This window comes from Citrobacter sp. CK206 (assembly GCF_030333125.1).
Lineage (GTDB): Bacteria > Pseudomonadota > Gammaproteobacteria > Enterobacterales > Enterobacteriaceae > Citrobacter_B > Citrobacter_B koseri.
On the sequence record NZ_JAOWGM010000023.1, the window covers coordinates 204615 to 228828 of the forward strand.

The following is a 24214-nucleotide window of genomic DNA, read 5'->3' on the forward strand; positions in this document are numbered from 1 at the left end:
TTACAACTACAACTCGGTCTGAATCGAGAGCTTACGCCCTCAACGCATTAGTACAGACGAGTGCGGCGTGCGTTTTCGCGAGCCAGTTTCTTCGCGTGACGTTTCACTGCTGAAGCTTTAGCGCGCTTACGTTCGGTAGTCGGTTTTTCATAGAACTCACGACGACGAACTTCCGCCAGAACACCTGCTTTCTCACAGGAACGCTTGAAGCGACGCAGAGCTACGTCGAACGGCTCGTTTTCACGTACTTTAATTACCGGCATGTGCCTCTCACCTTTGATTAAATCGGTTTGCCGCTGGCATCAGCGCCAGCTTATTTCAAAATGGTGCGGAATTTTACTGCAATTGCTGCTGCTTTGTAAAGCACCGACGCCTTTTTTGAAAGGGACTTTTATAAGGGTGAGGAGTATACACGAGGCTGTCGCCAGGGGCGAACAAAGTTTTACATCAACCCGCATTGGCCCTACACTGCGCGGTATCAGAGTGAGGTAAAACAAGTCATGCGTGTACTGGGTATTGAGACATCCTGCGATGAAACCGGCATCGCTATTTACGACGACGAAAAAGGTCTGTTAGCCAACCAATTGTATAGTCAGGTGAAATTACACGCTGACTACGGCGGCGTAGTGCCTGAACTGGCCTCGCGCGACCACGTACGCAAGACCGTACCGCTGATCCAGGCGGCGTTGAAAGAGTCGGGTCTGACGGCGAAAGAGATTGATGCCGTGGCCTATACCGCAGGGCCGGGTCTGGTGGGGGCGCTGCTGGTCGGCGCGACCGTTGGCCGTTCGCTGGCGTTTGCCTGGAATGTTCCAGCGATTCCGGTACACCATATGGAAGGGCACCTGCTGGCGCCGATGCTGGAAGACAATCCGCCGGAATTTCCGTTCGTGGCGCTGCTGGTCTCCGGCGGTCATACCCAACTTATCAGCGTGACCGGGATTGGTCAGTATGCGCTGTTAGGCGAATCCATTGACGATGCGGCCGGTGAAGCGTTTGATAAAACCGCCAAACTGCTGGGGCTGGATTACCCTGGCGGCCCGATGCTGTCGAAAATGGCGGCGCAGGGCACCGCAGGGCGTTTTGTCTTTCCGCGTCCGATGACCGACCGTCCTGGGCTGGATTTCAGCTTCTCCGGGCTGAAAACGTTCGCCGCAAACACGATCCGCAGCAACGGTGATGATGAACAGACCCGCGCCGATATTGCCCGTGCGTTTGAAGATGCGGTGGTGGATACGCTGATGATCAAGTGTAAGCGAGCGCTGGATAAGACCGGCTTTAAGCGTCTGGTGATGGCGGGCGGGGTGAGCGCCAACCGCACGCTGCGTGCGAAGCTGGCGGAAATGATGCAAAAACGGCGTGGCGAAGTGTTCTACGCGCGGCCAGAGTTTTGCACCGATAACGGCGCGATGATCGCCTACGCCGGTATGGTGCGCTTCAAAGCCGGCGCAACGGCGGATTTAGGCGTGAGCGTGCGTCCTCGCTGGCCGCTGGCGGAGCTGCCTGCGGCGTGATGTTTTGCCCGGTGGCGGCTTCGCTTACCGGGCTTACAATACCGTAGACCGGGTCAGGCGAAGCCGCCTCCCGGCGATAAAAAACGCTACACCCGCAACATCCCTTTATCTTCCAGAAACGCAATAATCGTCGCCAGGCCGTCACCGGTTTTCAGGTTGGTAAACGCCCACGGCCGATCCCCGCGCATGCGCATTGTATCGCGCGCCATTACCTCCAGCGACGCGCCCACATACGGCGCCAGATCCGTTTTGTTGATCACCAGAAAATCGGATTTGGTGATCCCCGGCCCGCCTTTACGCGGGATCTTCTCGCCTTCGGCCACGTCGATCACATAGATTGTCAGATCGGCCAGTTCCGGGCTGAAGGTGGCGCTCAGGTTATCGCCGCCGCTCTCGACAAAGATCAGATCCAGGTTGCCGAATGTCTCGCTTAATGCTTCCACCGCCGCCAGGTTCATTGAGGCGTCTTCGCGAATGGCGGTATGCGGACAACCGCCGGTTTCCACGCCGACAATCCTTTCCGGCGCCAGCGCGCCCGCTTCGGTAAGAATACGCTGATCCTCTTTGGTATAAATATCGTTAGTCACCACCGCCAGTTGATACGTATCGCGCATCGCTTTGCATAACGCTTCCAGCAGGGCGGTTTTACCGGAACCCACCGGACCGCCCACGCCGACGCGCAGGGGATGTTTATAGTCGTTCATCGTGTCTCCTCAGGAGCGAAATAATCGGCAATATTGTGTTTCGTGGCGGGCAGAAGCGATGGCGGCCAGCGGCGTGGATGAGCCCAGATCCGCATCCGGGCGAGCCAGCGCCTGCGCCATACCCTGCGCGTAATGGTCGCAAAGCGAAAGAATGAGCTGCTGTGCCGCCTGTTGTCCGAAGGGCACCAGCTTCACCCCCGCCATCACCGCGCTTTCTAACCAGCTGTAGCCGAGGCTTAACGCCAGATCCGTCAGCGGGATGCGCCAGCGCACGCCCAGCCACGCCATACCGCAGAGCTGGCTGTCGGCAAAAAGCGGACGCCACGTCTGCGGGCAGTCCGGCACCCAGTCCACCACCAGGCGTGTAAACGCCGCCCCCCGGCTGCGCTCTTCTTCACGCAGTTCCCGGGTTTCCCGGCAGGCCAGCAGATATGCGCTCCAGCGGCGAGCGGCGGTAACGTCATTCCGTTCACAGGCGTGGTACAACCGGGCGAAAATCGGCAGGTCGACGGTAAAAAAGTTCTGCTCCAGCTGTTGCGTTTGCCAGTGCGCAAAGTCTTCCGCGTTTTTCACCCAGCCGATCTCCACCGCCCACTCCAGCCCCTGAGACCAGGTAAACGATCCCACCGGTAAACTGCTGCTGGCGAGCTGCATCAGGCGCAGCCGTTGTCTGGCGTCAGTCATCAGTGGGTGTGGCCGTGGTGATGGCCGTGAGATTCGCTGGCATATGCCCCCGCCTCCGGTTCAAAGGGCAGATGCGCGAAAGTCACCTCTAAGCTGAACTGGCGCAGCATGTCGTCGAGTACGTGATCGTGGTGATAGCGCAGCTCGTCAGGCAGAATTTGCAGCGGAACGTGGCGGTTGCCCAGGTGGTAGCAGGCTTTGGCGAGCAGGAACGGATCGGCGCAGCGCACGACCGAAACGGCTTCGTTTGCGGCGATGATCTCCACCACCTCTGCGCCATCTTCCGTACTCAGGCGATCGCCGCCGCGTAACAGCAAACCGCGCGGCAGCAGTAAACCGGCTTCGCGTCCGTCGCCTAGCACTACCTTCGCCCGGCTTTTGACGCGGACATCAATGGGGAGCGTCAGCGTTGCCGTGACGGCGGCGGGCGTTTCAATACGTTGCGTCAGATACAGCATATCGTCTCCTCAAAATAAAAAATAACGCTGGGCCATCGGCAACACGTCTGCCGGTTCGCTGGTGATCGGCTCACCGTCAATGCGCACCTCGTAAGTCTGGGCGTCAACGGTGATGTTGGGTTGCAGGCTGTTGTGGATCATGTCGGCTTTTTTTACCGCCCGGCAGCCTTTCACGACGGCGGTGGCGCTGCGTAAGTTGAGCTGCTGCGCAATGCCGTTTTCAACCGCAGCCTGAGAAAGAAAGGTCAGGCGACAGTGATGACGCGCTGCGCCAAGCGCGCCAAACATCGGCCGGTAATGCACCGGTTGCGGTGTGGGAATCGAGGCGTTGATATCACCCATCGGCGCGCAGACGATCATCCCGCCTTTAATGAGTGTTGCGGGTTTTACGCCAAAAAAGGCCGGAGACCAGAGCACCAGATCCGCCAGCTTTCCGGCCTCAACAGAACCGACCTCATGGGCGATGCCGTGGGTTAGCGCCGGGTTTATCGTGTACTTGGCGATGTAGCGTTTTACACGCTGGTTGTCGTTATCGCCCGTCTCCTCCGCTAACGGGCCGCGTTGTACTTTCATCCGGTGCGCCACCTGCCAGGTTCGCAGAATGACTTCGCCCACCCGTCCCATTGCCTGGGAATCCGACGAGGTCAGGGAAAAGGCGCCGAGATCGTGCAGCACATCTTCGGCGGCGATGGTTTCCCGACGAATACGCGACTCGGCAAACGCCACATCTTCGGCGATATCCGGGTCGAGATGGTGGCAGACCATCAGCATATCGAGGTGTTCGTCAATGGTGTTGACGGTATAAGGCAGCGTCGGGTTGGTGGAGGAGGGGAGAATATGGGGATGCGCGCAGGCGGTGATAATATCCGGGGCGTGACCGCCGCCCGCCCCTTCGGTATGAAAGGTATGGATCGTGCGATCGCCAATTGCCGCCAGCGTGTCCTCGACGAAACCAGACTCGTTTAACGTGTCGCTGTGCAGCGCGACCTGAATATCCATCTCTTCAGCCACGGTCAGCGCACAGTCGATCGCCGCAGGCGTCGCGCCCCAGTCCTCGTGGATCTTCAGGCCGATCGCGCCGGCGGCAATCTGCTCACGCAGCGCGTCCGGGTTCGATCCATTCCCTTTGCCGAGAAAACCGATATTCACCGGCAGGCTGTCCGCCGCCTGCAACATGCGGGCGATGTACCACGGGCCAGGCGTGCAGGTGGTGGCATTGGTGCCCGCCGCCGGGCCGGTGCCGCCGCCAATCATGGTCGTCACGCCAGAGACCAGCGCCTCTTCCGCCTGCTGCGGGCAGATCCAGTGAATATGCGTGTCCACGCCGCCTGCGGTAACGATCTTTCCTTCACCGGCGATCGCCTCCGTGCCGACGCCAATTGGGATCGTCACATTGGGCTGAATATCCGGGTTACCGGCTTTGCCGATGGCGAAGATCCTGCCGTCTTTGATGCCGATGTCCGCCTTGACGATCCCCCAGTGATCGACGATCAGCGCGTTGGTGATCACCAGATCCACACACGCGCGAGCACGCATCTGCCCCTGGCCCATACCGTCGCGGATCACTTTGCCGCCGCCGAATTTCACCTCTTCGCCGTAGGTCGTGAGATCGTTTTCGACTTCGATCCACAGTTCGGTATCCGCCAGACGCACCCGGTCGCCGGTCGTCGGGCCAAACATGTCGGCATAAGCCTGCCGGGAAATCTCAGTCATTGTCTGCCTCCAGAGAGCCCATTACCTCGCCGCGAAAACCAAAAATACGCTGTGCCCCGGCGACGCGCACCAGTTCGACCTCGCGTTTTTGCCCCGGCTCAAAACGCACCGCCGTGCCTGCGGGGATGTTCAGGCGAAAACCGCGTGCGGCTCGCCTGTCAAAGCGTAATGCGGGATTGACCTCGTAAAAGTGATAGTGCGATCCGACCTGAACCGGGCGATCGCCATGATTCTCAACCACGATCGTGCAGGTTTCTCTGCCTGTATTGATCGCGATGTTTCCCGTGGAGATCCTGTATTCGCCTGGAATCATGGTTCCTCCTTTATACGATCGGGTTATGAACGGTGACCAGTTTCGAGCCGTCTGGAAAGGTGGCTTCAACCTGAATATCCGGGATCATTTCCGGCACGCCCTCCATCACCCGATCGCGGGTCAACACATGGCGACCGTCTTCCATCAGTGACGCCACGCTTTTGCCGTCGCGGGCGCCTTCCATAATGAAAGCGCTGATCAGCGCCACCGATTCCGGGTAGTTCAGCTTCAGTCCACGCGCCAGACGACGCTCCGCCACCAGCGCGGCGGTAAAGAGCAACAGCTTGTCTTTTTCTCTGGGAGTCAGTTCCATAGTGATTCTCTTATGTCTGCCAGATACGGGGCAGGAGTGGCGGTTTTTGGGTCAGTTGTGGTCGTAAGGATTGCCAGACGGCGCGCATAACGCGCTGGATAAGCAGGTTGTCGTGCCCGAGGAAGCGCAGGGCCAGCAGTGAATCAATCAGCGTCGCGCCAGCGTAGTCGCCGAGGGGGGCAATTTGCTCGCGTATGCCGTCCAGCATCTTTTCCGTGGCGGGATAACAGAGCAGCGTACCGCTCCAGGGATGTCTGGCGACGGTGTGCAGGTTTCCTCCCTCAAGATGCAGCCTTTCTATTAATAGCGGCGTACCGTCCCGCCATACTTCCAGGCGGTTGCGCAGCGTGCCGTGGCTGAAGGTCTCCTGCATCACCGGTCGCCCCAGACAGAGCAGATCCCAGGCCAGCAGCCGGCTCTCTTGCGCCAGATGAAAGACCGACTGGATGTTAGCGTTCGCGCCGGGAAAAAGGATCGTATCCTGCGGCAGCCACTCCAGCGTGGCCTGCGGGGCGAGATAAAAATCCTGCCGCAACTGCGCCTGAGGGCCGCGACTGCGGTAAAACTTCCCTGCGCCAGGCTGGGTGATTAATGCGTGGCTGTCTGTTGCAAGCGTGGCGGAAATCGTGAGTTCATCGCCCCCGACAATGCCGCCCGGCGGATGAAGCAAATAGAGGTGGCAAACGTCGTCTTCCGGGTAAAACGGACGCTGTACCGTCAGCGGGCCGACGTGTCGCGCCGAAGTGAGCACTGTTTTATGCGCGGCGCGGGTAAACCGCAGATCCAGTTCGGCCTGCCAGCCCCGTGTGAGAGTCTTGTGCGCAACGGTGTCCAGAGCGTTTCCCTTATCAGCGTGAGGGGAGTGCATACAAAAAAGTATGCCTCAGCGCATCGGGAAAACGGTCATACGAGAAGCTTATGGAAAAAAGAGGCGACGTCATGCCGCCCCAACGAGGTTTACAGCAAAACGAGAGGCATCCAGATAAGACCGGTTATTACCAGCAGAACCAGGAAGATCAGGCCAAAAATAGCGCCCAGCCGCCAGTAATCCACCGTCGGCAGATAACCGCTACCGTAATAGATGGGGCTTGGGCCGGTCGCATAGGGGGTGAGAATGCTGCCCAGACCAATGGCGGCGCCGACCATCAGGCAAAACACCGGTAAGGGGATGTCCGGCATCGCCAGCGCGGCGGCAATCATCATCGGCGCCAGCGCGGAAGTATAAGCGGTGGCGCTGGCAAAAAAGTAGCGTAACAGATAAAACACCACGATGAGCGCGACCATCACCATCATCGGCGAATAGCCGCTTAGCCCGTTTGCCAGCAGTTTGCCAAACCAGGTGATAAAGCCGGTATTGTTCAGTCCGGTGGCGAGCGTAATCAGCGAAGCCAGCCAGAAGAAAACGTTCCATGCCGCTTTATTGCTGACGATGTCATCCCAGGAGATGATGCGTAATACCAGCATCAATGCCACTACGCTATAACCGACCATCGCGGCATCAATGTAATCACCGCCGAAGATCCACAGCACCAGCGCGCCGACCATCAGCACCAGCATCTTTTTCTCGCGCGAGCAGAGCGGGCCCATCTCCTTTAGCTCAGCTTCCGCCCAGCGCGGCACCTGGTCGCCCGACTTCAGTACCGGCGGATACAGCACGTAGGCCAGCCACGGAACCAGCAAGACCAGCAGAATGCTTAGCGGCAGCATTCCTGAGAACCAGTCGCCCCAGCTTAGCGCCGTATGGGATGCGCTTTTCATCAGGCCAATCAGCAACAGGTTAGGCGCCATCGCCGTCAGGAAAATGGCGCTGGTAACGCAGTCGGCGGTGATGCCCATCCACATAATATACGAGCCAATGGAGCGGGAACTGGCGTCGTTAGGCTGCGAGTTATAGAGCGGCGGCAGGTTGCGGATAATCGGGTAGATGATCCCGGCGCCGCGCGCGGAGTTAGACGGCGTGACCGGGGCGAGGATCAGCTCGGAAAACATCACCGCATAGCCAAGAAACAGCGTGCGATGGCCCATCTTTTTTACCAGCATCAGCGCAATTCGCCGACCGAGACCGGTTTTTTCATAGCCGGTGCCAAACATAAAGGCGGCGAAAATCAGCCAGATAACCGAGTTAGAAAAACCAGACACCGCCCACGAGAGGGCTTTGGCGGTAAATTTGAAGCCTTCCTGCGCGAGCTGATCGGGGCTGAACAGCAGCCACGGCGACAGAACGGCAATGATCGAAATCCCGATCATCGCCACGACCGCGCCCGGCACAGGTTCCAGAATGAGTCCCACAATGACGCCGGTAAAGACCGCAAAATAGAGCCAGGTGTGGCTCTCAAGACCGGTGGGGACGGGCAAAACAGCAATAATGGCGATGACCACCAGTGGAGCCAGGTATCGCCACCAACCAGATAAAGGTGCCATTGTCGTATCCCTGAGAAAAGGGAGAGGCGTAGCGCCTCTCCTGAAGGGTTATTTGATGTAGTGCACGTACTCGCAGATCTCGTCAACGATGGGACCGCGACGCTCGGCGAACTGTTTTTTGTTGTCGGCGATCAGGTTGTTGCCGTGGGTATCGATAGAAACAATCAGCGGCCCGAACTCTTTCACCCGGCAAACCCACAGCGATTCCGGCATGCCGAGTTCCGTCCAGTGCACCTCTTCTATCTCTTCGACCTGGGTCGCCGCCAGCACCGCGCAGCCAGCCGGGAAGATGACGTGCAGCGCTTTGAATTTCTGGCAGCCTTCTTCGGTCAGCGGCCCCATCCCGCCTTTTCCGACCACCAGCTTCACGCCGGTCTGCTCAATGAACTCTTTTTCAAAGGCTTCCATACGCATGCTGGTGGTCGGGCCGACGGAGACCATCTCCCATTTATCACCGTTTTTACGCACAATCGGCCCGGCGTGGAAAATCGCTTTGCCGTTGAGATCGTAAGGAATGGGGCGCTTGAGTTCGATCAGGCGGCGGTGACAAACGTCGCGACAGGTCACCAGCGTTCCGGTCAGGTAGATCACATCGCCAATGCGGATATCTTCCAGGTCTTCGGCTTTGATCGGGGTAGTGAGGATCTTTTTCATAACGCGCTCCGGGTGTGGGACAGGTTTTCGAAGGAGAGGTCAGAATGAACCAGCAGCGTACCGCGACGGTGCGCCCAGCAGCCGGTGGAGACGGCCACGCCAATGGTTGACGGATGACGGGCGGCGGATTCGATGTGTACGCCCATCACCGAGCTGTTGCCGGTCAGCCCTTGTGGACCGATTCCCAGGCGGTTTAGTCCTTCTTCCAGCCGCAGCTCAAGCTCTGCCGCCTTTGGATTCGGATGACGGGTGCCTATCGGGCGCAGAATCGCTTTGCGGGAAAGCACGGCGGCGGTTTCGACGGAGGTTGCGATGCCCACGCCGACCAGTACCGGTGGACAGGCATTGACCGCCAGCGTGGAGATGTTTTCAAAGACGAATTTCACCACGCCTTCGTAGCCTTCGGAAGGCATCAGCACTTTGGAACGCCCCGGCAGCGTGCAGCCGCCGCCCGCCATATAAACTTCAATTTCCGCATCGTCGCCATCAGGAATAATCTCCCAGGTGACCCACGGCACGCCGCTGCCGGTGTTTTTGCCGGTATTCACTTCGTCGAAGATTTCAACCGCGTTATGGCGTAGCGGCGCTTTTACGGTGGCGTCCTCCACGGCCTGCTTAAGAATACTTTGCAGCTCGCCCAGCAGCGGGAAGCGGGAACCGACCTTTACGAAGAACATAATTTCACCCGTGTCCTGGCAGGCCGGGCGGTTCAGGTCGATTGCTTTCTGCATGTTATCGAACATCGTGTGGTAGATAATGTTTCCCATCGATGAGGTTTCGGCATCACGCAGCTGTTTTAATTTATCGACGACGTCGTCGGGCATTCGGGTGGAGATCATGGCGGTAAAATTAGCGACAATATCCGTCAACGTGGTAACCGCATTTTGGTTATTTTGATTGCTCATCATATCAACTCCAGTTCTTTTATTAATCTGGAAATAAATTCTCTGAAGTAAACTACCACTAAAGGTGTGGTTTTATATTTTTTGTCACTGTGTATATGCAATTAACAGTTCGTGAATCACACCACAGAAAGGTGATGAAAATTGAGCAAAGGCAGGGTTTAACGACGTTAAGAGATTTACACTGCGCGTATTAAAATCACGGATAACCGACAGATGCTGAACAACTATCCCTTAGCCAAAGACCTACAGGTTTTGGTTGAAATTGTCCATACGGGAAGCTTTAGCGCGGCAGCGGCGGCGCTGGGGCAAACGCCCGCGTTCGTGACGAAACGGATTCAGATTCTTGAGACAACCCTTGCCACCACGCTGCTGAACCGCTCGGCAAGAGGTGTTGCGCTGACGGAAAGCGGGCAACGCTGCTATGAACATGCGCTGAAGCTCCTCACGCACTATCAGCGGCTGGTGGATGAGGTGACGCAAATTAAAACGCGCCCGGAGGGAATGATTCGCATTGGCTGTAGTTTTGGTTTTGGCCGCAGTTATATTGCACCTGCCATTACCGACCTGATGCGCAATTATCCTGAATTACAGGTTCACTTTGAACTCTTCGATCGGCAAATTGATTTGGTACAGGATAATATCGATCTGGATATTCGAATTAACGATGAAATTCCTGATTATTATATTGCGCATTTGTTAACAAAGAATAAAAGAATATTATGCGCGTCTCCCGCATATCTCCAGAAATATCCTGAGCCAAAAACTTTACAAGAATTAAGCGGTCATGATTGTCTGGTGACAAAAGAACGTGATATGACCCACGGCATATGGGAACTGGGGAACGGGCAAGAGAAAAAATCAGTGAAAGTAACCGGACACCTCTCTTCCAATAGCGGTGAAATTGTTTTGCAGTGGGCGCTGGAGGGCAAAGGGATCATGCTGCGTTCAGAGTGGGATGTGCAACCGTTTCTGGCGAGCGGTAAACTGGTGAGGGTATTGCCGGAGTATGCGCAGAGCGCCAATATCTGGGCGGTCTATCAGGAACCGCTGTACCGCAGCGTAAAGTTACGGGTATGTGTGGAGTTTCTGGCGGCATGGTGCCAGAAGCGACTCGGCAAGCCAGACGAGGGATATCAGGTGGCGTGGTGAACCAATCTGTAGGCCGGATAAGACGCTTTGCGTCGCCATCCGGCGATGCGTATGTGCCTGATGGCGGCTTCGCCTTACCTGGCCTACGGCGTGGTGCAAAAAACTACTGCGGATCTTTCTCGCGCTTCTTCTTGAGTTTCGTCCAGATCTTCGTCTCCTGACGACGCCATAGGCGCTGGATGTTGTCATGGTGGCGCAGCAAAATCAGGCAAGACAGCATAGAGACCGGGAAGGTGAACTGAGGTTTAAACCACCACACGTAGAATGGCGCAATCAGCGCGCTGACGATCGCGCCCAATGACGAGTAACCGCTCAGTAAGACGGTCAGCAGCCAGGTGCCCGCCATCACGCCAGTTAAGTCCCAGCCGATGGGCGCGATCGCGCCGAATGCGGTCGCGACGCCTTTTCCGCCTTTGAAGCCAAAAAAGACCGGCCAGATGTGCCCCAGACAGGCGGCGATGGCAATCAGGCCCAGCCAGAAAGGGGTTACGCCTAATGCATAAGCGCCCCAGACGGGCAGCATGCCTTTGAGGACGTCGAAAATCAGTACCGCTACGGCTGCTCCCTTGCCCCCTATGCGTAACACATTGGTCGCGCCAGGGTTACCGGAGCCACTCTGACGCGGGTCGGGTAAACCTGCAATGCGGCAGACCAGAATAGCACTGGAAATTGAGCCGCAGAGGTACGCGAAGAGGATCATTCCAGGCGCGATTGCACTCATAAGCTGTTCCGTTTTGAAAATGTCGTGTTAAACGCTACTTCTGTGGATAATACGCATATTTCGCCGGAAGTGGTATCCGGGTTAGCCAAAAAGCAGGCAGGTCGTGATGGATATTGTATTTATAGAGCAACTTTCGGTAATCACCACTATCGGTGTTTACGACTGGGAGCAAACTATCGAACAGAAACTGGTGTTCGATATCGAAATGGCGTGGGACAACCGTAAGTCAGCCAGAAGCGACGACGTTGCGGATTGTCTGAGCTACGCCGACATTGCCGATACGGTAGTCAGCCATGTGGAGGGCGGCCGTTTTGCGTTAGTCGAACGCGTAGCGGAAGAGGTGGCGGATCTGCTGCTCAGCCGCTTTAACTCTCCGTGGGTGCGCATCAAACTCAGTAAGCCCGGCGCCGTAGCGCGTGCGGCGAATGTTGGCGTTATCATTGAGCGTGGCAATAATCTGAAAGAAAATAATTAACTTCATAGTTTTTAAACCAAACGGCGATATATGGGTCTTAAAGCTGGAGTCATAACTGCTGTTCGTTTTTTTTGATTTAGGGGTTTATTGATGAGCGATATACACTCGCTGCTGGTGGCGGCAATTTTGGGTGTGGTCGAAGGATTGACGGAGTTTTTGCCCGTCTCCAGCACGGGCCATATGATCATTGTCGGTCACCTGTTGGGTTTTGAAGGCGATACGGCAGAGACGTTTGAGGTGGTAATTCAGCTGGGATCGATCCTGGCGGTGGTGGTGATGTTCTGGCGGCGTTTGTTCGGCCTGATCGGCATTCACTTTGGCAAACAACCGCATGAGGGCACCGGAAAAGGGCGCCTGACGTTAGGGCATATTGTGCTGGGGATGATCCCGGCCGTGGTGCTGGGCCTGGTGTTCCATGACACCATTAAGTCTTTGTTTAATCCCGTCAACGTGATGTATGCGTTGGTCGTGGGCGGTCTGCTGCTGATTGCCGCGGAATGCCTGAAGCCGAAAGAGCCGCGCGCGCCGGGCCTGGACGATATGACGTATCGTCAGGCGTTTATGATTGGCTGCTTCCAGTGTCTGGCGCTGTGGCCGGGCTTTTCCCGTTCCGGCGCGACCATTTCCGGTGGGATGTTGATGGGGGTGAGTCGCTATGCCGCATCGGAATTCTCATTCCTGCTGGCCGTTCCGATGATGATGGGCGCGACGGCGTTGGATCTCTACAAGAGCTGGTCGTTCCTGACGGTGGGAGATATCCCCATGTTCGCCGTGGGATTTGTGACTGCGTTCATTGTGGCGCTGATCGCCATCAAAACCTTCCTGCAATTGATTAAGCGTATCTCGTTCATTCCGTTTGCGATTTACCGCTTTATCGTGGCTGCTGCGGTCTACGTTGTTTTCTTCTGATAACGCTTGATGCCGGATGGCGGCGTTTACGCCTTATCCGGCCTACGGTTCGATTTTGTTGCCGGATGGCGGCGTAAATGCCTTATCCGGCCTGCGGTTCGATTTTGTTGCCGGATGGCGGCGCAAATGCCTTATCCGGCCTACGGTTCGATTTTGTTGCCGGATGGTGGCGTAAATGCCTTATCCGGCTTGCGGTTCGATTTTGTAGGCCGGATAAGCGGAGCGCCATCCGGCAACAAAACGGTGAGCTTACGCCTCGGGTTTCGGGCAACGCCGTTCCTTCCAGTTAGCCACCGCTGCAATTCGCCGTCTGGTGAGTTCTTCGCGGATCTCCGCGCCTTTAAAGCCTGCCTCCACCACCTCTTTTGTCGGCACCGCCTGCGCGACCAGCCACGCTTCGCGCAGCCAGCGGCCTTGCGGATAGTCAGACGCCTCAAAACCGGTACGACCGCGCACGTCGGCCTCGCTGGTCAGGGCGATTTGCTCTACGCGCTGCGGCTTACGCCAGGCGTCAATCGAATCGAACAGCTTCACGATCGTTTTCGGCTGCAAAATCGGGAAGGTATGGATGAGATCGTGGAATTCCGCCACCAGTTTGGCTAAATCCCGAATCTCATTCGGCACACGCAGACGCTGGCATAACTGCTCGACCAGCTTTACGCCTGCCGGGCCGTGACCATGATGGCGCGGCCAGAGCGCTTTGGGCGTCAAGCCTTTGCCAAGGTCGTGACAGAGCGTGGCGAAACGCACATCAACGTTCGGGCTGAGCATGGCGGCCATTGATAACGTCATTAATGTGTGGATGCCGGTATCGATTTCCGGGTGCCACTTTGCCGGAGCCGGAACGCCAAACAGCGCGTCCACTTCCGGGAACAGAACGCGTAGCGCGCCGCAGTCGCGCAGCACCTGAAAGAAAACCTGCGGATTGCGCGTGGTTAAGGCGTTCTCGGTCTCCTTCCATACGCGCTCCGGCGTGAGGTGTTCCAGTTCGCCTGCGGCGGTCATGTCGCGCATCAAGGCCAGGGTTTCATCAGCGATGCGGAAACTGAGGTGCGCGTAGCGGGCGGCAAAACGCGCCACGCGCAACACGCGCAGCGGATCTTCGCTAAAGGCGGGGGAAACATGGCGCAGCAGGCGATTGTCCAGATCGCGACGCCCCTGGTAGGGATCGACGATATGGCCGTCGTCATCCTGCGCGAGGGCATTAATGGTGAGGTCGCGACGTTGCAGGTCTTCTTCCAGCGTCACGTCCGGCGCGGCATAGCAGGTAAAGCCGGTATAGCCTGAACCGGATTTACGCTCGGTGCGCGCCAGCGCATACTCTTCACGCGTTTGCGGATGAAGAAACACGGGAAAATCGCGGCCTACCTGCTGGTAGCCCGCGTCAAGCATCTCCTGCGGCGTGGCGCCAACCACCACCCAATCTTTATCTTTGACCGGTAGCCCTAACAACGCATCCCGAACAGCACCACCGACCAGATAAATCTTCACGCCACTTTCCCTTCCTGAAAAAAATCATCCCTTAATCATATGTCAGTGCGGCAGAGAAGGCGATTTAGTTCATCCAGCGGTCTTTGCGTTTACGGCTTGGGATCATGTGCGGGAGAACCAGGCCGAGCAGCAGGCCGAGCCCCAGCACGCCGCCGCCATACATGAACCACTGCATAATGATGGTGCGCTGCTTGTCATCAAGTTGCAGATTGGCAGCGCTGACTTTCTTCTGCGCCACGATCAGCTCGTTTTTCAGCTTCTGGTTTTCTTCTTTCAACCCGTTAATCACGCTGTCGCTCTGCGACACTTTTTGCTGCATGTCGGCCGTGCGCTGATTCCAGGTGGTATCAATATTGTTTAGCTTGTCGGTCAGCGTCTTAACCTGATTTTCCAGATCCGGTACGCGGATACGCAGGCTGGGCGAGCTGTTCAGCTCTTTCATCGGGATCCAGGCAGTACGACCTGTACTGTCTTTCACCTGAGCGTAATTCGTGTTGGCGTCAGTCTGTAATAATGTCACTTCCTCGCCGGCATTCACCGTACCCACGAGGCGATAATTATCTCCCGGACCGCTGCGGACCCAGGTATTCAGTTCGTCAGAGACATAGCGCTTCTCTTCTGCGTGGGAGACGGCAGTGGCGCTAAGTGCAAGTAAAGTTAATCCAATCAGGCGTAATTTTGGCATCAGGCTGTCGTTTTTGTCATAAAAAGTGGAACGATAGTAGTGGCATCAGTGTCTCTACGCAAAGCATTCGACATCAATCGGAATCATCTGTGTCATCTTTGCCACTGTTTTAAACTTTTACGCCCGTCAAATTGCTCGTTGCATGGCAATTTGGCGCAAAATACTATCTACTGACAAAAAAGAACGCGTTAAGTTCGCCGTCATTCTTCCCATATGTGACATAACCCATAAGTACAAGGCAATGGCTCAGGAAATCGAATTAAAGTTTATCGTTAATCACGACGCTGTAGACGCGTTGCGTGACCATCTGCAAACACTCGGCGGCGAGCACCATGCGCCCAGCCAGTTACAGAATATTTACTACGAAACGCCGGACAAGTGGTTGCGTGGACATGATATGGGTCTGCGCATCCGTGGCGAGAATGGTCGTTATGAAATGACCATGAAAATCGCCGGTCGGGTTACGGGGGGCCTGCATCAACGGCCGGAATACAATGTTGCGCTGAGCGAGCCGACGTTGGATCTCGCACTGCTCCCGCAGGAGGTCTGGCCGAACGGCGAGCTGCCCGCGGATCTCGCTTCACGCGTGCAGCCGCTGTTCAGCACCGATTTTTACCGTGAGAAATGGCTGGTGGACGTTGACGGCAGCCGTATTGAAATCGCGCTCGATCTTGGCGAAGTGAAGGCCGGAGAATGTGCCGAGCCAATTTGCGAGCTGGAGCTGGAACTGTTAAGCGGCGAGACCCGTGCGGTGCTGAAACTGGCAAACCAACTGGTATCGCAAGCGGGTCTGCGTCAGGGCAGCCTGAGCAAGGCCGCACGGGGATATCATCTGGCGCAGGGGAATGCTCCGCGTGGGATCAGACCTACTGCGGTGCTGAAAGCGCCAGCCAAAGCCAGCATTGAGCAGGGGCTGGAAGCGGCGCTGGAGCTGGCATTGTCGCAATGGCAGTACCATGAAGAGCTGTGGGTGCGTGGAAATGACGCCGCCAAAGCGGATGTACTGGCGGCGATGGGGCTGGTTCGCCATGCGCTGATGCTGTTTGGCGGCATTGTACCGCGTAAAGCAAGCGCTCACTTACGCGATTTGCTGACGCAGTCGGAAGCGACCCTTGTCTCTGAGGTTTCAGCCATCACGGCTATCTATAGCACGCAAACGGCGATGGCTAAACTGGCGCTGACCGAATGGCTGGTCACCAAAGCCTGGCAACCGTTCCTCGATGCCAAAGCGCAGGCGAAAATGGCCGATTCTTTCAAACGCTTTGCCGATATTCACCTGTCGCGCCATGCGGCGGAGCTGAAAGCGACTTTCGGGCAGCCGTTGGGCGATCGGTATCGCGATCAGCTTCCGCGCCTGACCCGCGATATCGACAGCATTTTGCTGCTGGCAGGTTATTACGACGCGAATGCGGTACAGGCCTGGCTGGAGAACTGGCAGGGTCTGCGCCACGCGATTGTGACAGGGCAGCGCATTGAAATTGAACACTTCCGCAATGAGGCGATCTTTCAGGAACCGTTCTGGCTGCATAGCGGAAAACGATAACCAGTAACGCCTGATGGCGATGCTGCGCATCTTATCAGGCCTACGGCGCACAGGTTTTGTAGGCCGGATAAGGCGTTACGCCGCCATCCGGCAACACTCATCGGGATTAGTTAGCCATCTGAGGACACACCTTAAATGAAGCCGCTTTCTTCACCGTTACAGCAGCACTGGCAGACCGTGGTTGAGCGGTTACCAGAAATCCTGGCTGAAGCCACGCTTAGCGTTCAGGCGAAGTCAGTACTTACATTTAGTGACTTTGTGCAGGACAGCGTGATTGCGCATCCCGAGTGGCTGACTGAGCTGGAAAGCGCGCCGCCGCAGGCCGATGAGTGGCGGCATTATGCCGCGTGGTTACAGGACGCATTGGCGCAGGTGACTGATGAAGCGGCGCTGATGCGTGAGCTTCGCGTATTCCGTCGCCGCATCATGGTACGTATCGCCTGGGCGCAGGCGCTGTCGCTGGTGGAAGAAGAAAACATTCTGCAACAGCTAAGCCATCTGGCGGAAACGTTGATCGTCGCCGCGCGCGACTGGTTGTATGACGCCTGCTGTCGCGAATGGGGGACGCCCTGCAACCATGATGGCGTACCTCAACCGTTGCTGATTCTGGGGATGGGAAAACTGGGCGGCGGCGAGCTGAATTTCTCCTCGGATATCGATCTGATCTTCGCCTGGCCGGAGCACGGTTCCACCCGGGGCGGTCGGCGCGAGCTGGATAACGCGCAGTTCTTTACCCGCATGGGGCAGCGTTTGATCAAAGTGCTGGACCAGCCGACGATGGACGGCTTTGTGTACCGGGTGGATATGCGCTTGCGCCCGTTTGGCGACAGTGGCCCGCTGGTGCTGAGTTTTGCCGCGCTGGAAGATTATTACCAGGAACAAGGGCGCGACTGGGAGCGTTATGCGATGGTCAAAGCGCGCATTATGGGCGCTGCCGACAGTGCGTATGTCGATGAACTGCGCACCATGTTGCGACCTTTCGTGTTCCGCCGCTATATCGATTTCAGCGTGATCCAGTCCCTGCGTAATATGAAAGGGATGATTGCCCGTGAAGTGCGCCGTCGCGGTCTGAAAGACAATATTAAGCTTGGCGCCGGCGGTATTCGTGAAATTGAGTTTATCGTGCAGGTGTTCCAGTTGATTCGCGGCGGACGGGAACCCTCGCTGCAATCGCGCTCGTTGCTGCCGACGCTGAGCGCGATTGATGCGCTGCACCTGTTGCCAGAAAATGACGCCGGACAGTTACGCGCGGCCTATCTCTTCCTGCGCCGTCTGGAAAACCTGCTGCAAAGCATCAATGATGAGCAGACCCAGACGCTGCCGGGCGATGAACTGAACCGGGCGCGCCTGGCCTGGGGAATGCGCACGGATGACTGGTCGCAGCTCACCGACATTCTGGCGGCGCACATGGCTAACGTGCGTCGGGTATTTAACGAACTGATTGGCGATGACGAAACCGATACTCAGGAAGATACGCTGTCGGAACACTGGCGCGAACTGTGGCAGGATGCGCTACAGGAAGATGATACCACGCCAGTGCTGGCGCATCTGTCCGACGACGATCGCGGACGCGTGCTGGCGTTAATCGCCGACTTTCGTAAAGAGCTGGATAAGCGCACCATTGGCCCGCGTGGGCGGCAGGTGCTCGACCATCTGATGCCGCATCTGCTTAGCGACGTGTGCTCGCGCGAAGATGCTTCTGTGCCGCTGTCGCGTATTACGCCGCTGCTGGTGGGGATCGTTACGCGTACCACCTACCTTGAATTACTGAGCGAATTTCCCGGCGCGCTGAAGCACCTGATTTCGCTGTGTGCCGCTTCGCCGATGGTGGCGAGCCAGCTGGCGCGTTATCCACTGTTGCTCGATGAACTACTGGACCCGAATACGCTGTATCAGCCAACGGCGACCGACGCTTATCGCGATGAGTTACGCCAGTATTTGCTGCGTGTGCCGGAAGATGACGAAGAGCAGCAGCTGGAAGCGCTGCGCCAGTTTAAACAAACGCAACTGTTGCGCATTGCGGCGGCGGATATCGCCGGTACGCTACCGGTGATGAAGGTCAGCGATCACCTGACCTGGCTGGCGGAGGCCATTATCGACGCCGTTGTCCAGCAGGCGTGGGGGCAAATGGTGGCGCGCTATGGGCAGCCGACGCACCTTGCTGAGCGCACCGGACGCGGGTTTGCGGTGGTGGGTTATGGCAAGCTGGGCGGCTGGGAGCTGGGCTACAGTTCCGATCTTGATCTGATCTTTTTGCACGATTGCCCAATGGACGTGATGACCGACGGCGAGCGTGAAATCGACGGTCGCCAGTTCTACTTACGCCTGGCGCAGCGCATTATGCACCTGTTCAGCACCCGCACCTCTTCCGGTATCTTGTATGAAGTGGACGCGCGGCTGCGCCCGTCCGGCGCGGCGGGAATGCTGGTCACGTCGGCGGAAGCCTTTGCCGATTATCAGAAAAACGAAGCCTGGACATGGGAGCATCAGGCGCTGGTGCGCGCCCGTGTGGTTTATGGCGACCCGCAACTGACCTCGCAGTTTGACGCCGTGCGTCGCGATATCATGACCCTCGCTCGCGAAGGCAAAACATTGCAGACCGAGGTGCGCGAAATGCGCGAGAAAATGCGCGCGCATCTGGGCAACAAGCATCGCGATCGTTTTGATATCAAAGCCGACGAAGGCGGGATTACCGATATTGAGTTTATTACCCAATATCTGGTGCTGCGCTATGCGCATGAAAAGCCGAAGCTGACGCGCTGGTCCGATAACGTGCGCATTCTGGAACTGCTGGCGCAAAACGACATTATGGATGAACAGGAAGCGCAGGCGCTGACGCAGGCTTATACCACGCTGCGCGATGAGCTTCATCACCTTGCGCTACAGGAGCTTCCGGGGCATGTGGCGCAAGAGTGCTTCAGCAAGGAACGCGCACTGGTACGGGCAAGCTGGCAGAAGTGGCTGGTTGCCGGGTGAAGTGTGCTATTATCGCGCGCAAATTTTAAGACCCTCAGAGAATCTCTCAGGAGACAGGAATGAAAGTAACGCTGCCAGAGTTTGAACGTGCAGGAGTCATGGTTGTTGGTGATGTGATGCTGGATCGCTACTGGTACGGGCCGACCAGCCGTATTTCCCCCGAAGCGCCGGTGCCCGTTGTCAAAGTGGACACCATTGAAGAACGTCCGGGCGGCGCGGCGAACGTGGCGATGAACATCGCTTCTCTGGGCGCAAATTCGCGTCTGGTGGGTCTGACCGGTATTGACGATGCGGCGCGCGCGCTGAGCAAAACGCTGGCGGATGTGAACGTAAAATGCGACTTCGTTTCTGTGCCTACGCATCCGACGATTACCAAACTGCGTGTACTTTCCCGTAACCAGCAGCTGATTCGCCTGGATTTTGAAGAAGGCTTTGAAGGCGTCGATCCGCTGCCATTGCACGAGCGTATTAACCAGGCGCTGGGCTCAATTGGCGCGCTGGTGTTGTCTGATTACGCCAAAGGCGCGTTGGCCAGCGTTCAGCAGATGATTCAGCTTGCGCGTAAAGCGGGCGTCCCGGTGCTGATCGACCCGAAAGGCACCGATTTCGAACGTTATCGCGGCGCCACGCTGTTGACGCCGAACCTGTCTGAGTTCGAAGCGGTGGCGGGTAAATGTAAAAGTGAAGAAGAGATTGTCGAACGCGGCATGAAGCTGATTGCCGATTTCGAATTTTCTGCGCTGCTGGTGACCCGTTCCGAGCAGGGAATGACGCTGCTGCAACCGGGTAAAGCGCCGCTGCATATGCCGACCCAGGCGCAGGAAGTGTATGACGTTACCGGTGCCGGGGATACGGTGATCGGCGTACTGGCGGCCACATTAGCGGCGGGGAACTCCCTGGAAGAGGCCTGCTATTTCGCGAACGCGGCAGCAGGCGTTGTCGTCGGTAAACTGGGAACATCAACCGTTTCGCCAATCGAACTGGAAAATGCGGTGCGCGGTCGTGCGGATACCGGCTTCGGCGTGATGACGGAAGCCGAACTGAAACAGGCCGTGGCCAGCGCGCGTAAACGCGGCGAGAAAGTGGTCATGACCAACGGTGTTTTTGACATTCTGCATGCCGGACATGTGTCTTACCTGGCGAACGCCCGCAAGCTGGGCGATCGCCTGATCGTCGCGGTGAACAGCGACGCCTCCACCAAACGTCTGAAAGGCGAAACTCGCCCTGTGAATCCGCTGGAACAGCGAATGATCGTGCTGGGTGCGCTGGAGTCCGTTGACTGGGTGGTTTCTTTCGACGAGGACACCCCGCAGCGGCTGATTGCAGGCGTGCTGCCGGATCTGCTGGTGAAAGGCGGTGACTATAAGCCAGAAGAGATTGCCGGTAGCGAAGAAGTCTGGGCCAACGGCGGCGAAGTGCTGGTGCTTAACTTCGAAGACGGTTGTTCGACCACCAATATCATCAAGAAAATCCAGAAAGACAGCGATAAATAACCGCTGAACAGACGGCCCGATACGCACAGCGCCATCGGGCATCTGGCTTGTTCCCAAAGTGTGATGTCAGGCAACTGATATGCGCACTTTTTGCACAACCGTTCAACACATATAAGAGAATACTGAAATTAGAAAAAGCATATGGCCTTAACAGATATTTGATAACTGGAGGGTATGCTGATGAACGACAAGAACGTATATTCGTTAAACAATTTTGATTTTCTGGCGCGCAGTTTCGCCAGGATGCAGGCTGAGGGCCATCCTGTTGATATCCAGGCCGTTACCGGAAATATGGATGAGGCGCACCGCAGCTGGTTTTGCAAACGCTATGCGCTTTACTGCCAACAGGCGACACAGGCTAAGAAGCTAGAACTCGAACACTGAAAATATCAACGGGCCTTACGGCCCGTTGTGGTTTTTACTCTTGCGGATCGACAGGCGGGATGGCGGGCGCAGGTTTAACATCTACAGGTTTCTCACGCGCTTCCAGCTCGCTGAGGCGTTGCTCCAGCAGCGCCAGCTTTTCGCGGGTGCGCAGTAAGACCTGAGTCTGCACGTCAAACTCTTCACGGCTCACCAGATCGAGACGCGTCAGCTGCGATTGCAGCGTCTGACGGATTTTCTTCTCGATATCTTCCCCGAACTCCCGAACCCCTTTCGGCATCGACTCGTGAACCTGACGAGCGAGTTGCTCAATTTTTTTCGGGTCAATCATTGTGGTTTCCCTGAACTGGTAAGTGTCAGAACACATTGTAGTGCGATATGCAGGCGTCATAAACCAGAATTGTGTGTCGCTTAGCGGAGTAAAGGCGTTGATGAAGGTAATCAATAGCGTTATAGTTAACTCGCTTATTCTCAGGGCGGGGCGAAATTCCCCACCGGCGGTAAATCAGCGTATGTCCAAAAGATTTCGCGTTGCGGCAACGCAGCAGCGGCGTGAAAGATGAAGGACAGGTTGAAAGCCCGCGAGCGCTTCAGGTGCAAATCTGAAGGTCAGCAGATCCGGTGTAATTCCGGGGCCGACGGTTAAAGTCCGGATGGGAGAGAGTAACGATCCAGTCGGGCATGGGCCCGCTCACGTTATTTTTTTGCCGCTTGTCGGTACTCCTAAGACTGCCCTGATTCTGGTAACCATAATTTTAATGAGGTTTTTTTACCATGAATCAGACGCTACTTTCCTCTTTTGGTACGCCTTTTGAACGTGTGGAACATGCGCTATCCGCGCTGCGTGAAGGACGCGGTGTGATGGTGCTTGACGATGAAGATCGCGAAAACGAAGGCGATATGATTTTCCCGGCCGAGACCATGACCGTTGAGCAGATGGCGCTGACCATTCGCCACGGCAGCGGCATTGTTTGTCTGTGCATCACTGAAGATCGTCGCAAGCAGCTCGATCTGCCGATGATGGTGGAGAACAATACCAGCGCCTACGGCACCGGTTTTACCGTGACCATTGAAGCCGCAAAAGGCGTGACTACCGGCGTTTCTGCCGCAGACCGCGTAACGACCGTTCGCGCAGCCATTGCCGATGGCGCGAAACCTGCCGATCTGCACCGTCCAGGCCACGTTTTCCCGCTGCGCGCGCAGCCGGGCGGCGTTCTGACCCGTGGCGGCCATACTGAAGCTACCATCGATCTGGTGATGCTGGCCGGGTTCAAACCTGCTGGCGTACTGTGCGAGCTGACGAATGACGATGGCACAATGGCGCGCGCGCCGGAATGCATCGCGTTTGCCGGTAAACACAACATGGCAGTAGTGACGATCGAAGATCTGGTGGCTTACCGCCAGGCGCACGAGCGTAAAGCCAGCTAATTCTGTAGGCCTGATAAGCGAAGCGCCATCAGGCGATGAGATGATAATAAAAACCGAAGCCGGTTCGCAGGCTTCGGTTTTTTGTGTTTACAGAGGTCATTAATCCCGCCGTTTATCCCTTATATTTTGCTTTTTTAAACATCCCATCTGTTAATAAAAGCCCAACCTTTTTCTCTATGATCAAAATCATATTCTCGATTTCATACTGTGCCAGTATATAGGGCTACCTCAATATAGGTAGAAAAGGTTTTAACGCTAATTGTTTGGTAATATTAGATTTTAAGGGTAAAAGGATGTTTATCGCCTGGTATTGGCTCGTCTTAATTTTTCTGGTGATCGTAGGGTATTTTTGCCATATGAAACGCTATTGTAAGGCGTTTCGGCAGGACAGAGATGCGCTGCTGGAAATCCGCAATAAATTACTTCGTCGCGATGATGAAGAACGCGTTATGACCAAAGAGCAGGAATAAGCGCTTCCTGCTGCCTCTGTTATCCGATTCCCATCGCCTGAAGCACGACAAGACTCAACCCCATCACCGACATTCCACACAGTACGCCGTAGCTGGGATTATTATTAGGGTCGATCTCTTTTGCCAGCGGCATCAGCTCATCAACGGATAGTGCCACCATAATTCCCGCGACGGCGGCCATGATGGACGCCATAACGACCGGTGAGATCAGGCTGCCCAGAATAAGCCACGCCATCACACCGCCAAGAATTTCCGCCATCCCGGAGATACCGGCCCAGAAAATTGCTGTCCGTTTTGAACCGGTTGCGGCATAGACTGGCCCGGCGACCGCTAATCCTTCAGGAATATTGTGCAAGGCGACCGCCAGGGCAATGCCAAAACCCAATTCGAGGTTGCTGCTGGCGGTGACGAAGGTGGCGATACCTTCCGGGAAGTTGTGCAGGCTGATGCCCAGCGTCAGCAGGATGGCGGTGCGTTTTATCGAGCCGGGGAGAGGACGCGCGGTTTTTTGCACTAAATCTTGTGGGTGGGCGTGGGGAAGCAGCCTGTCGAGACCGAAATAACCCAGCAAGCCGATAATAAACATACCGTAACCCAGCACCGGAGACATGCCATCCGCCGCCAGCGCGGCTGGCAGCATCTCCATCAGCGAGATCAGCAGCATAATGCCTGCGGCGAATCCCAGTGAAAACGCCAGTACGCGGTTGGACGGTTTTTGCCCCAGCACGCCAAGAAACGCGCCAATAAAGGTGGCGGCACCCGCCAGTAAGGTCAGAATTAAAGGTACTGACATCGACAACTCCTTATGATT

26 protein-coding genes, 1 pseudogene and 1 riboswitch are annotated in these 24214 nt (G+C 56.5%); of the genes and pseudogenes, 10 read left to right on the forward strand and 17 right to left on the reverse strand.

The window, feature by feature from the left end; all coding sequences use genetic code 11:
- Window positions 1–47: 47 nt before the first annotated feature.
- The gene (gene rpsU, locus OGX81_RS07635; RefSeq protein WP_001144069.1) at window positions 48–263 is read right to left on the reverse strand and encodes a 30S ribosomal protein S21; all 216 of its coding nucleotides are present in this window, start codon (window positions 261–263) and stop codon (window positions 48–50) included.
- Between the two features lie 237 nt (window positions 264–500).
- On the opposite strand from rpsU, the gene tsaD reads away from it, so the two are divergent.
- The gene (tsaD, locus tag OGX81_RS07640) at window positions 501–1514 is read left to right on the forward strand and encodes a tRNA (adenosine(37)-N6)-threonylcarbamoyltransferase complex transferase subunit TsaD (protein ID WP_104868167.1); all 1014 of its coding nucleotides are present in this window, start codon (window positions 501–503) and stop codon (window positions 1512–1514) included.
- A gap of 86 nt (window positions 1515–1600) precedes the next feature.
- Here the strand turns inward: tsaD and ureG are convergent, their stop codons facing one another.
- The 10 genes from ureG to ttdA all read right to left on the reverse strand — a co-directional run bounded on the left by ureG (window position 1601) and on the right by ttdA (window position 9682).
- On the reverse strand, window positions 1601–2218 hold the full coding sequence (gene ureG, locus OGX81_RS07645) for an urease accessory protein UreG (protein WP_012135199.1): 618 nt from the start codon (window positions 2216–2218) through the stop codon (window positions 1601–1603).
- A 9-nt stretch (window positions 2219–2227) separates the two neighbouring features.
- The gene (locus OGX81_RS07650; protein ID WP_047461132.1) at window positions 2228–2902 is read right to left on the reverse strand and encodes an urease accessory protein UreF; all 675 of its coding nucleotides are present in this window, start codon (window positions 2900–2902) and stop codon (window positions 2228–2230) included.
- Window positions 2902–3360, reverse strand: coding sequence for an urease accessory protein UreE (gene ureE / locus OGX81_RS07655; RefSeq protein ID WP_104868168.1), 459 nt, complete (start codon window positions 3358–3360; stop codon window positions 2902–2904). The genes OGX81_RS07650 and ureE overlap by 1 nt, the downstream gene beginning before the upstream one ends.
- A gap of 9 nt (window positions 3361–3369) precedes the next feature.
- The gene (gene ureC / locus OGX81_RS07660) at window positions 3370–5073 is read right to left on the reverse strand and encodes an urease subunit alpha (RefSeq protein ID WP_104868169.1); all 1704 of its coding nucleotides are present in this window, start codon (window positions 5071–5073) and stop codon (window positions 3370–3372) included.
- On the reverse strand, window positions 5066–5386 hold the full coding sequence (locus OGX81_RS07665; RefSeq protein ID WP_104868170.1) for an urease subunit beta: 321 nt from the start codon (window positions 5384–5386) through the stop codon (window positions 5066–5068). Before OGX81_RS07665 ends, ureC begins: the two co-directional genes overlap by 8 nt.
- Before the next feature lie 10 nt (window positions 5387–5396).
- On the reverse strand, window positions 5397–5699 hold the full coding sequence (locus OGX81_RS07670) for an urease subunit gamma (protein ID WP_012135194.1): 303 nt from the start codon (window positions 5697–5699) through the stop codon (window positions 5397–5399).
- Window positions 5700–5709: 10 nt separating this feature from the next.
- On the reverse strand, window positions 5710–6567 hold the full coding sequence (locus tag OGX81_RS07675; RefSeq protein ID WP_197982138.1) for an urease accessory protein UreD: 858 nt from the start codon (window positions 6565–6567) through the stop codon (window positions 5710–5712).
- Between the two features lie 89 nt (window positions 6568–6656).
- Window positions 6657–8120 (reverse strand): anion permease, encoded by a 1464-nt coding sequence (locus tag OGX81_RS07680; RefSeq protein ID WP_104868171.1) that lies wholly within the window; start codon window positions 8118–8120, stop codon window positions 6657–6659.
- Window positions 8121–8168: 48 nt separating this feature from the next.
- Window positions 8169–8774 (reverse strand): L(+)-tartrate dehydratase subunit beta, encoded by a 606-nt coding sequence (ttdB, locus tag OGX81_RS07685; protein ID WP_104868172.1) that lies wholly within the window; start codon window positions 8772–8774, stop codon window positions 8169–8171.
- Window positions 8771–9682 carry a L(+)-tartrate dehydratase subunit alpha gene (gene ttdA, locus OGX81_RS07690; RefSeq protein WP_012135190.1) on the reverse strand — a complete coding sequence of 304 codons (912 nt, stop codon included), beginning with the start codon at window positions 9680–9682 and terminating at the stop codon, window positions 8771–8773. The genes ttdB and ttdA overlap by 4 nt, the downstream gene beginning before the upstream one ends.
- 210 nt (window positions 9683–9892) lie before the next feature.
- Between ttdA and ttdR the strand changes: the two genes are divergently transcribed.
- Window positions 9893–10828 (forward strand): L-tartrate utilization transcriptional activator TtdR, encoded by a 936-nt coding sequence (gene ttdR / locus OGX81_RS07695; protein WP_012135189.1) that lies wholly within the window; start codon window positions 9893–9895, stop codon window positions 10826–10828.
- A 103-nt stretch (window positions 10829–10931) separates the two neighbouring features.
- On the opposite strand, the gene plsY is transcribed toward ttdR, so the two are convergent.
- A complete protein-coding gene (gene plsY, locus OGX81_RS07700; protein WP_012135188.1) occupies window positions 10932–11549 on the reverse strand; it encodes a glycerol-3-phosphate 1-O-acyltransferase PlsY in 618 nt (205 codons plus the stop codon).
- A gap of 106 nt (window positions 11550–11655) precedes the next feature.
- On the opposite strand from plsY, the gene folB reads away from it, so the two are divergent.
- Together folB and bacA are read left to right on the forward strand one after the other, a co-directional pair.
- Complete coding sequence (gene folB, locus OGX81_RS07705; RefSeq protein WP_012135187.1) at window positions 11656–12024, forward strand: bifunctional dihydroneopterin aldolase/7,8-dihydroneopterin epimerase; 369 nt, start codon at window positions 11656–11658, stop codon at window positions 12022–12024.
- Window positions 12025–12114: 90 nt separating this feature from the next.
- Complete coding sequence (gene bacA / locus OGX81_RS07710) at window positions 12115–12933, forward strand: undecaprenyl-diphosphate phosphatase (RefSeq protein WP_104868173.1); 819 nt, start codon at window positions 12115–12117, stop codon at window positions 12931–12933.
- A gap of 140 nt (window positions 12934–13073) precedes the next feature.
- On the opposite strand, the pseudogene OGX81_RS22105 reads toward bacA, so the two are convergent.
- From OGX81_RS22105 to OGX81_RS07720, 3 genes and pseudogenes are all read right to left on the reverse strand, one after another.
- Window positions 13074–13187 (reverse strand): annotated as a pseudogene (locus OGX81_RS22105) (hypothetical protein); the annotation flags it as partial.
- Window positions 13183–14424, reverse strand: coding sequence for a multifunctional CCA addition/repair protein (locus tag OGX81_RS07715; protein ID WP_012135183.1), 1242 nt, complete (start codon window positions 14422–14424; stop codon window positions 13183–13185). The pseudogene OGX81_RS22105 and the gene OGX81_RS07715, both read right to left, overlap by 5 nt.
- A gap of 64 nt (window positions 14425–14488) precedes the next feature.
- Window positions 14489–15109, reverse strand: coding sequence for a TIGR04211 family SH3 domain-containing protein (locus OGX81_RS07720; protein ID WP_012135182.1), 621 nt, complete (start codon window positions 15107–15109; stop codon window positions 14489–14491).
- A gap of 241 nt (window positions 15110–15350) precedes the next feature.
- Here OGX81_RS07720 and OGX81_RS07725 point away from each other — a divergent pair, with 241 nt between their 5' ends.
- From OGX81_RS07725 to glgS, 4 genes are all read left to right on the forward strand, one after another.
- Window positions 15351–16652 (forward strand): CYTH domain-containing protein, encoded by a 1302-nt coding sequence (locus tag OGX81_RS07725; RefSeq protein WP_104868174.1) that lies wholly within the window; start codon window positions 15351–15353, stop codon window positions 16650–16652.
- Between the two features lie 135 nt (window positions 16653–16787).
- On the forward strand, window positions 16788–19628 hold the full coding sequence (gene glnE, locus OGX81_RS07730) for a bifunctional [glutamate--ammonia ligase]-adenylyl-L-tyrosine phosphorylase/[glutamate--ammonia-ligase] adenylyltransferase (RefSeq protein WP_047461150.1): 2841 nt from the start codon (window positions 16788–16790) through the stop codon (window positions 19626–19628).
- Between the two features lie 59 nt (window positions 19629–19687).
- Window positions 19688–21121, forward strand: a complete 1434-nt coding sequence (gene hldE / locus OGX81_RS07735; RefSeq protein ID WP_012135177.1) for a bifunctional D-glycero-beta-D-manno-heptose-7-phosphate kinase/D-glycero-beta-D-manno-heptose 1-phosphate adenylyltransferase HldE — start codon at window positions 19688–19690, stop codon at window positions 21119–21121.
- A 174-nt stretch (window positions 21122–21295) separates the two neighbouring features.
- The gene (glgS, locus tag OGX81_RS07740; RefSeq protein WP_012135175.1) at window positions 21296–21505 is read left to right on the forward strand and encodes a cell surface composition regulator GlgS; all 210 of its coding nucleotides are present in this window, start codon (window positions 21296–21298) and stop codon (window positions 21503–21505) included.
- Between the two features lie 34 nt (window positions 21506–21539).
- Here the strand turns inward: glgS and ubiK are convergent, their stop codons facing one another.
- Complete coding sequence (ubiK, locus tag OGX81_RS07745; RefSeq protein ID WP_024130961.1) at window positions 21540–21836, reverse strand: ubiquinone biosynthesis accessory factor UbiK; 297 nt, start codon at window positions 21834–21836, stop codon at window positions 21540–21542.
- Window positions 21837–21968: 132 nt separating this feature from the next.
- A riboswitch (FMN riboswitch) is annotated at window positions 21969–22174 on the forward strand.
- Window positions 22175–22279: 105 nt separating this feature from the next.
- Between ubiK and ribB the strand changes: the two genes are divergently transcribed.
- Both ribB and OGX81_RS07755 read left to right on the forward strand, forming a co-directional pair.
- The gene (gene ribB, locus OGX81_RS07750; RefSeq protein WP_104868175.1) at window positions 22280–22933 is read left to right on the forward strand and encodes a 3,4-dihydroxy-2-butanone-4-phosphate synthase; all 654 of its coding nucleotides are present in this window, start codon (window positions 22280–22282) and stop codon (window positions 22931–22933) included.
- A 293-nt stretch (window positions 22934–23226) separates the two neighbouring features.
- Complete coding sequence (locus OGX81_RS07755; RefSeq protein WP_012135172.1) at window positions 23227–23403, forward strand: hypothetical protein; 177 nt, start codon at window positions 23227–23229, stop codon at window positions 23401–23403.
- 19 nt (window positions 23404–23422) lie between these two features.
- Here the strand turns inward: OGX81_RS07755 and zupT are convergent, their stop codons facing one another.
- On the reverse strand, window positions 23423–24196 hold the full coding sequence (zupT, locus tag OGX81_RS07760; protein ID WP_024130960.1) for a zinc transporter ZupT: 774 nt from the start codon (window positions 24194–24196) through the stop codon (window positions 23423–23425).
- Window positions 24197–24214 lie beyond the last annotated feature (18 nt).

Coding starts and splice junctions, on each gene's coding strand:
- rpsU (WP_001144069.1), bottom strand. CDS start 263: ATGCCGGTAATTAAAGTACGTGAAAACGAGCCGTTCGACGTAGCTCTG.
- tsaD (WP_104868167.1), top strand. CDS start 501: ATGCGTGTACTGGGTATTGAGACATCCTGCGATGAAACCGGCATCGCT.
- ureG (WP_012135199.1), bottom strand. CDS start 2,218: ATGAACGACTATAAACATCCCCTGCGCGTCGGCGTGGGCGGTCCGGTG.
- OGX81_RS07650 (WP_047461132.1), bottom strand. CDS start 2,902: ATGACTGACGCCAGACAACGGCTGCGCCTGATGCAGCTCGCCAGCAGC.
- ureE (WP_104868168.1), bottom strand. CDS start 3,360: ATGCTGTATCTGACGCAACGTATTGAAACGCCCGCCGCCGTCACGGCA.
- ureC (WP_104868169.1), bottom strand. CDS start 5,073: ATGACTGAGATTTCCCGGCAGGCTTATGCCGACATGTTTGGCCCGACG.
- OGX81_RS07665 (WP_104868170.1), bottom strand. CDS start 5,386: ATGATTCCAGGCGAATACAGGATCTCCACGGGAAACATCGCGATCAAT.
- OGX81_RS07670 (WP_012135194.1), bottom strand. CDS start 5,699: ATGGAACTGACTCCCAGAGAAAAAGACAAGCTGTTGCTCTTTACCGCC.
- OGX81_RS07675 (WP_197982138.1), bottom strand. CDS start 6,567: ATGCACTCCCCTCACGCTGATAAGGGAAACGCTCTGGACACCGTTGCG.
- OGX81_RS07680 (WP_104868171.1), bottom strand. CDS start 8,120: ATGGCACCTTTATCTGGTTGGTGGCGATACCTGGCTCCACTGGTGGTC.
- ttdB (WP_104868172.1), bottom strand. CDS start 8,774: ATGAAAAAGATCCTCACTACCCCGATCAAAGCCGAAGACCTGGAAGAT.
- ttdA (WP_012135190.1), bottom strand. CDS start 9,682: ATGATGAGCAATCAAAATAACCAAAATGCGGTTACCACGTTGACGGAT.
- ttdR (WP_012135189.1), top strand. CDS start 9,893: ATGCTGAACAACTATCCCTTAGCCAAAGACCTACAGGTTTTGGTTGAA.
- plsY (WP_012135188.1), bottom strand. CDS start 11,549: ATGAGTGCAATCGCGCCTGGAATGATCCTCTTCGCGTACCTCTGCGGC.
- folB (WP_012135187.1), top strand. CDS start 11,656: ATGGATATTGTATTTATAGAGCAACTTTCGGTAATCACCACTATCGGT.
- bacA (WP_104868173.1), top strand. CDS start 12,115: ATGAGCGATATACACTCGCTGCTGGTGGCGGCAATTTTGGGTGTGGTC.
- OGX81_RS07720 (WP_012135182.1), bottom strand. CDS start 15,109: ATGCCAAAATTACGCCTGATTGGATTAACTTTACTTGCACTTAGCGCC.
- OGX81_RS07725 (WP_104868174.1), top strand. CDS start 15,351: ATGGCTCAGGAAATCGAATTAAAGTTTATCGTTAATCACGACGCTGTA.
- glnE (WP_047461150.1), top strand. CDS start 16,788: ATGAAGCCGCTTTCTTCACCGTTACAGCAGCACTGGCAGACCGTGGTT.
- hldE (WP_012135177.1), top strand. CDS start 19,688: ATGAAAGTAACGCTGCCAGAGTTTGAACGTGCAGGAGTCATGGTTGTT.
- glgS (WP_012135175.1), top strand. CDS start 21,296: ATGCTGATGAACGACAAGAACGTATATTCGTTAAACAATTTTGATTTT.
- ubiK (WP_024130961.1), bottom strand. CDS start 21,836: ATGATTGACCCGAAAAAAATTGAGCAACTCGCTCGTCAGGTTCACGAG.
- ribB (WP_104868175.1), top strand. CDS start 22,280: ATGAATCAGACGCTACTTTCCTCTTTTGGTACGCCTTTTGAACGTGTG.
- OGX81_RS07755 (WP_012135172.1), top strand. CDS start 23,227: ATGTTTATCGCCTGGTATTGGCTCGTCTTAATTTTTCTGGTGATCGTA.
- zupT (WP_024130960.1), bottom strand. CDS start 24,196: ATGTCAGTACCTTTAATTCTGACCTTACTGGCGGGTGCCGCCACCTTT.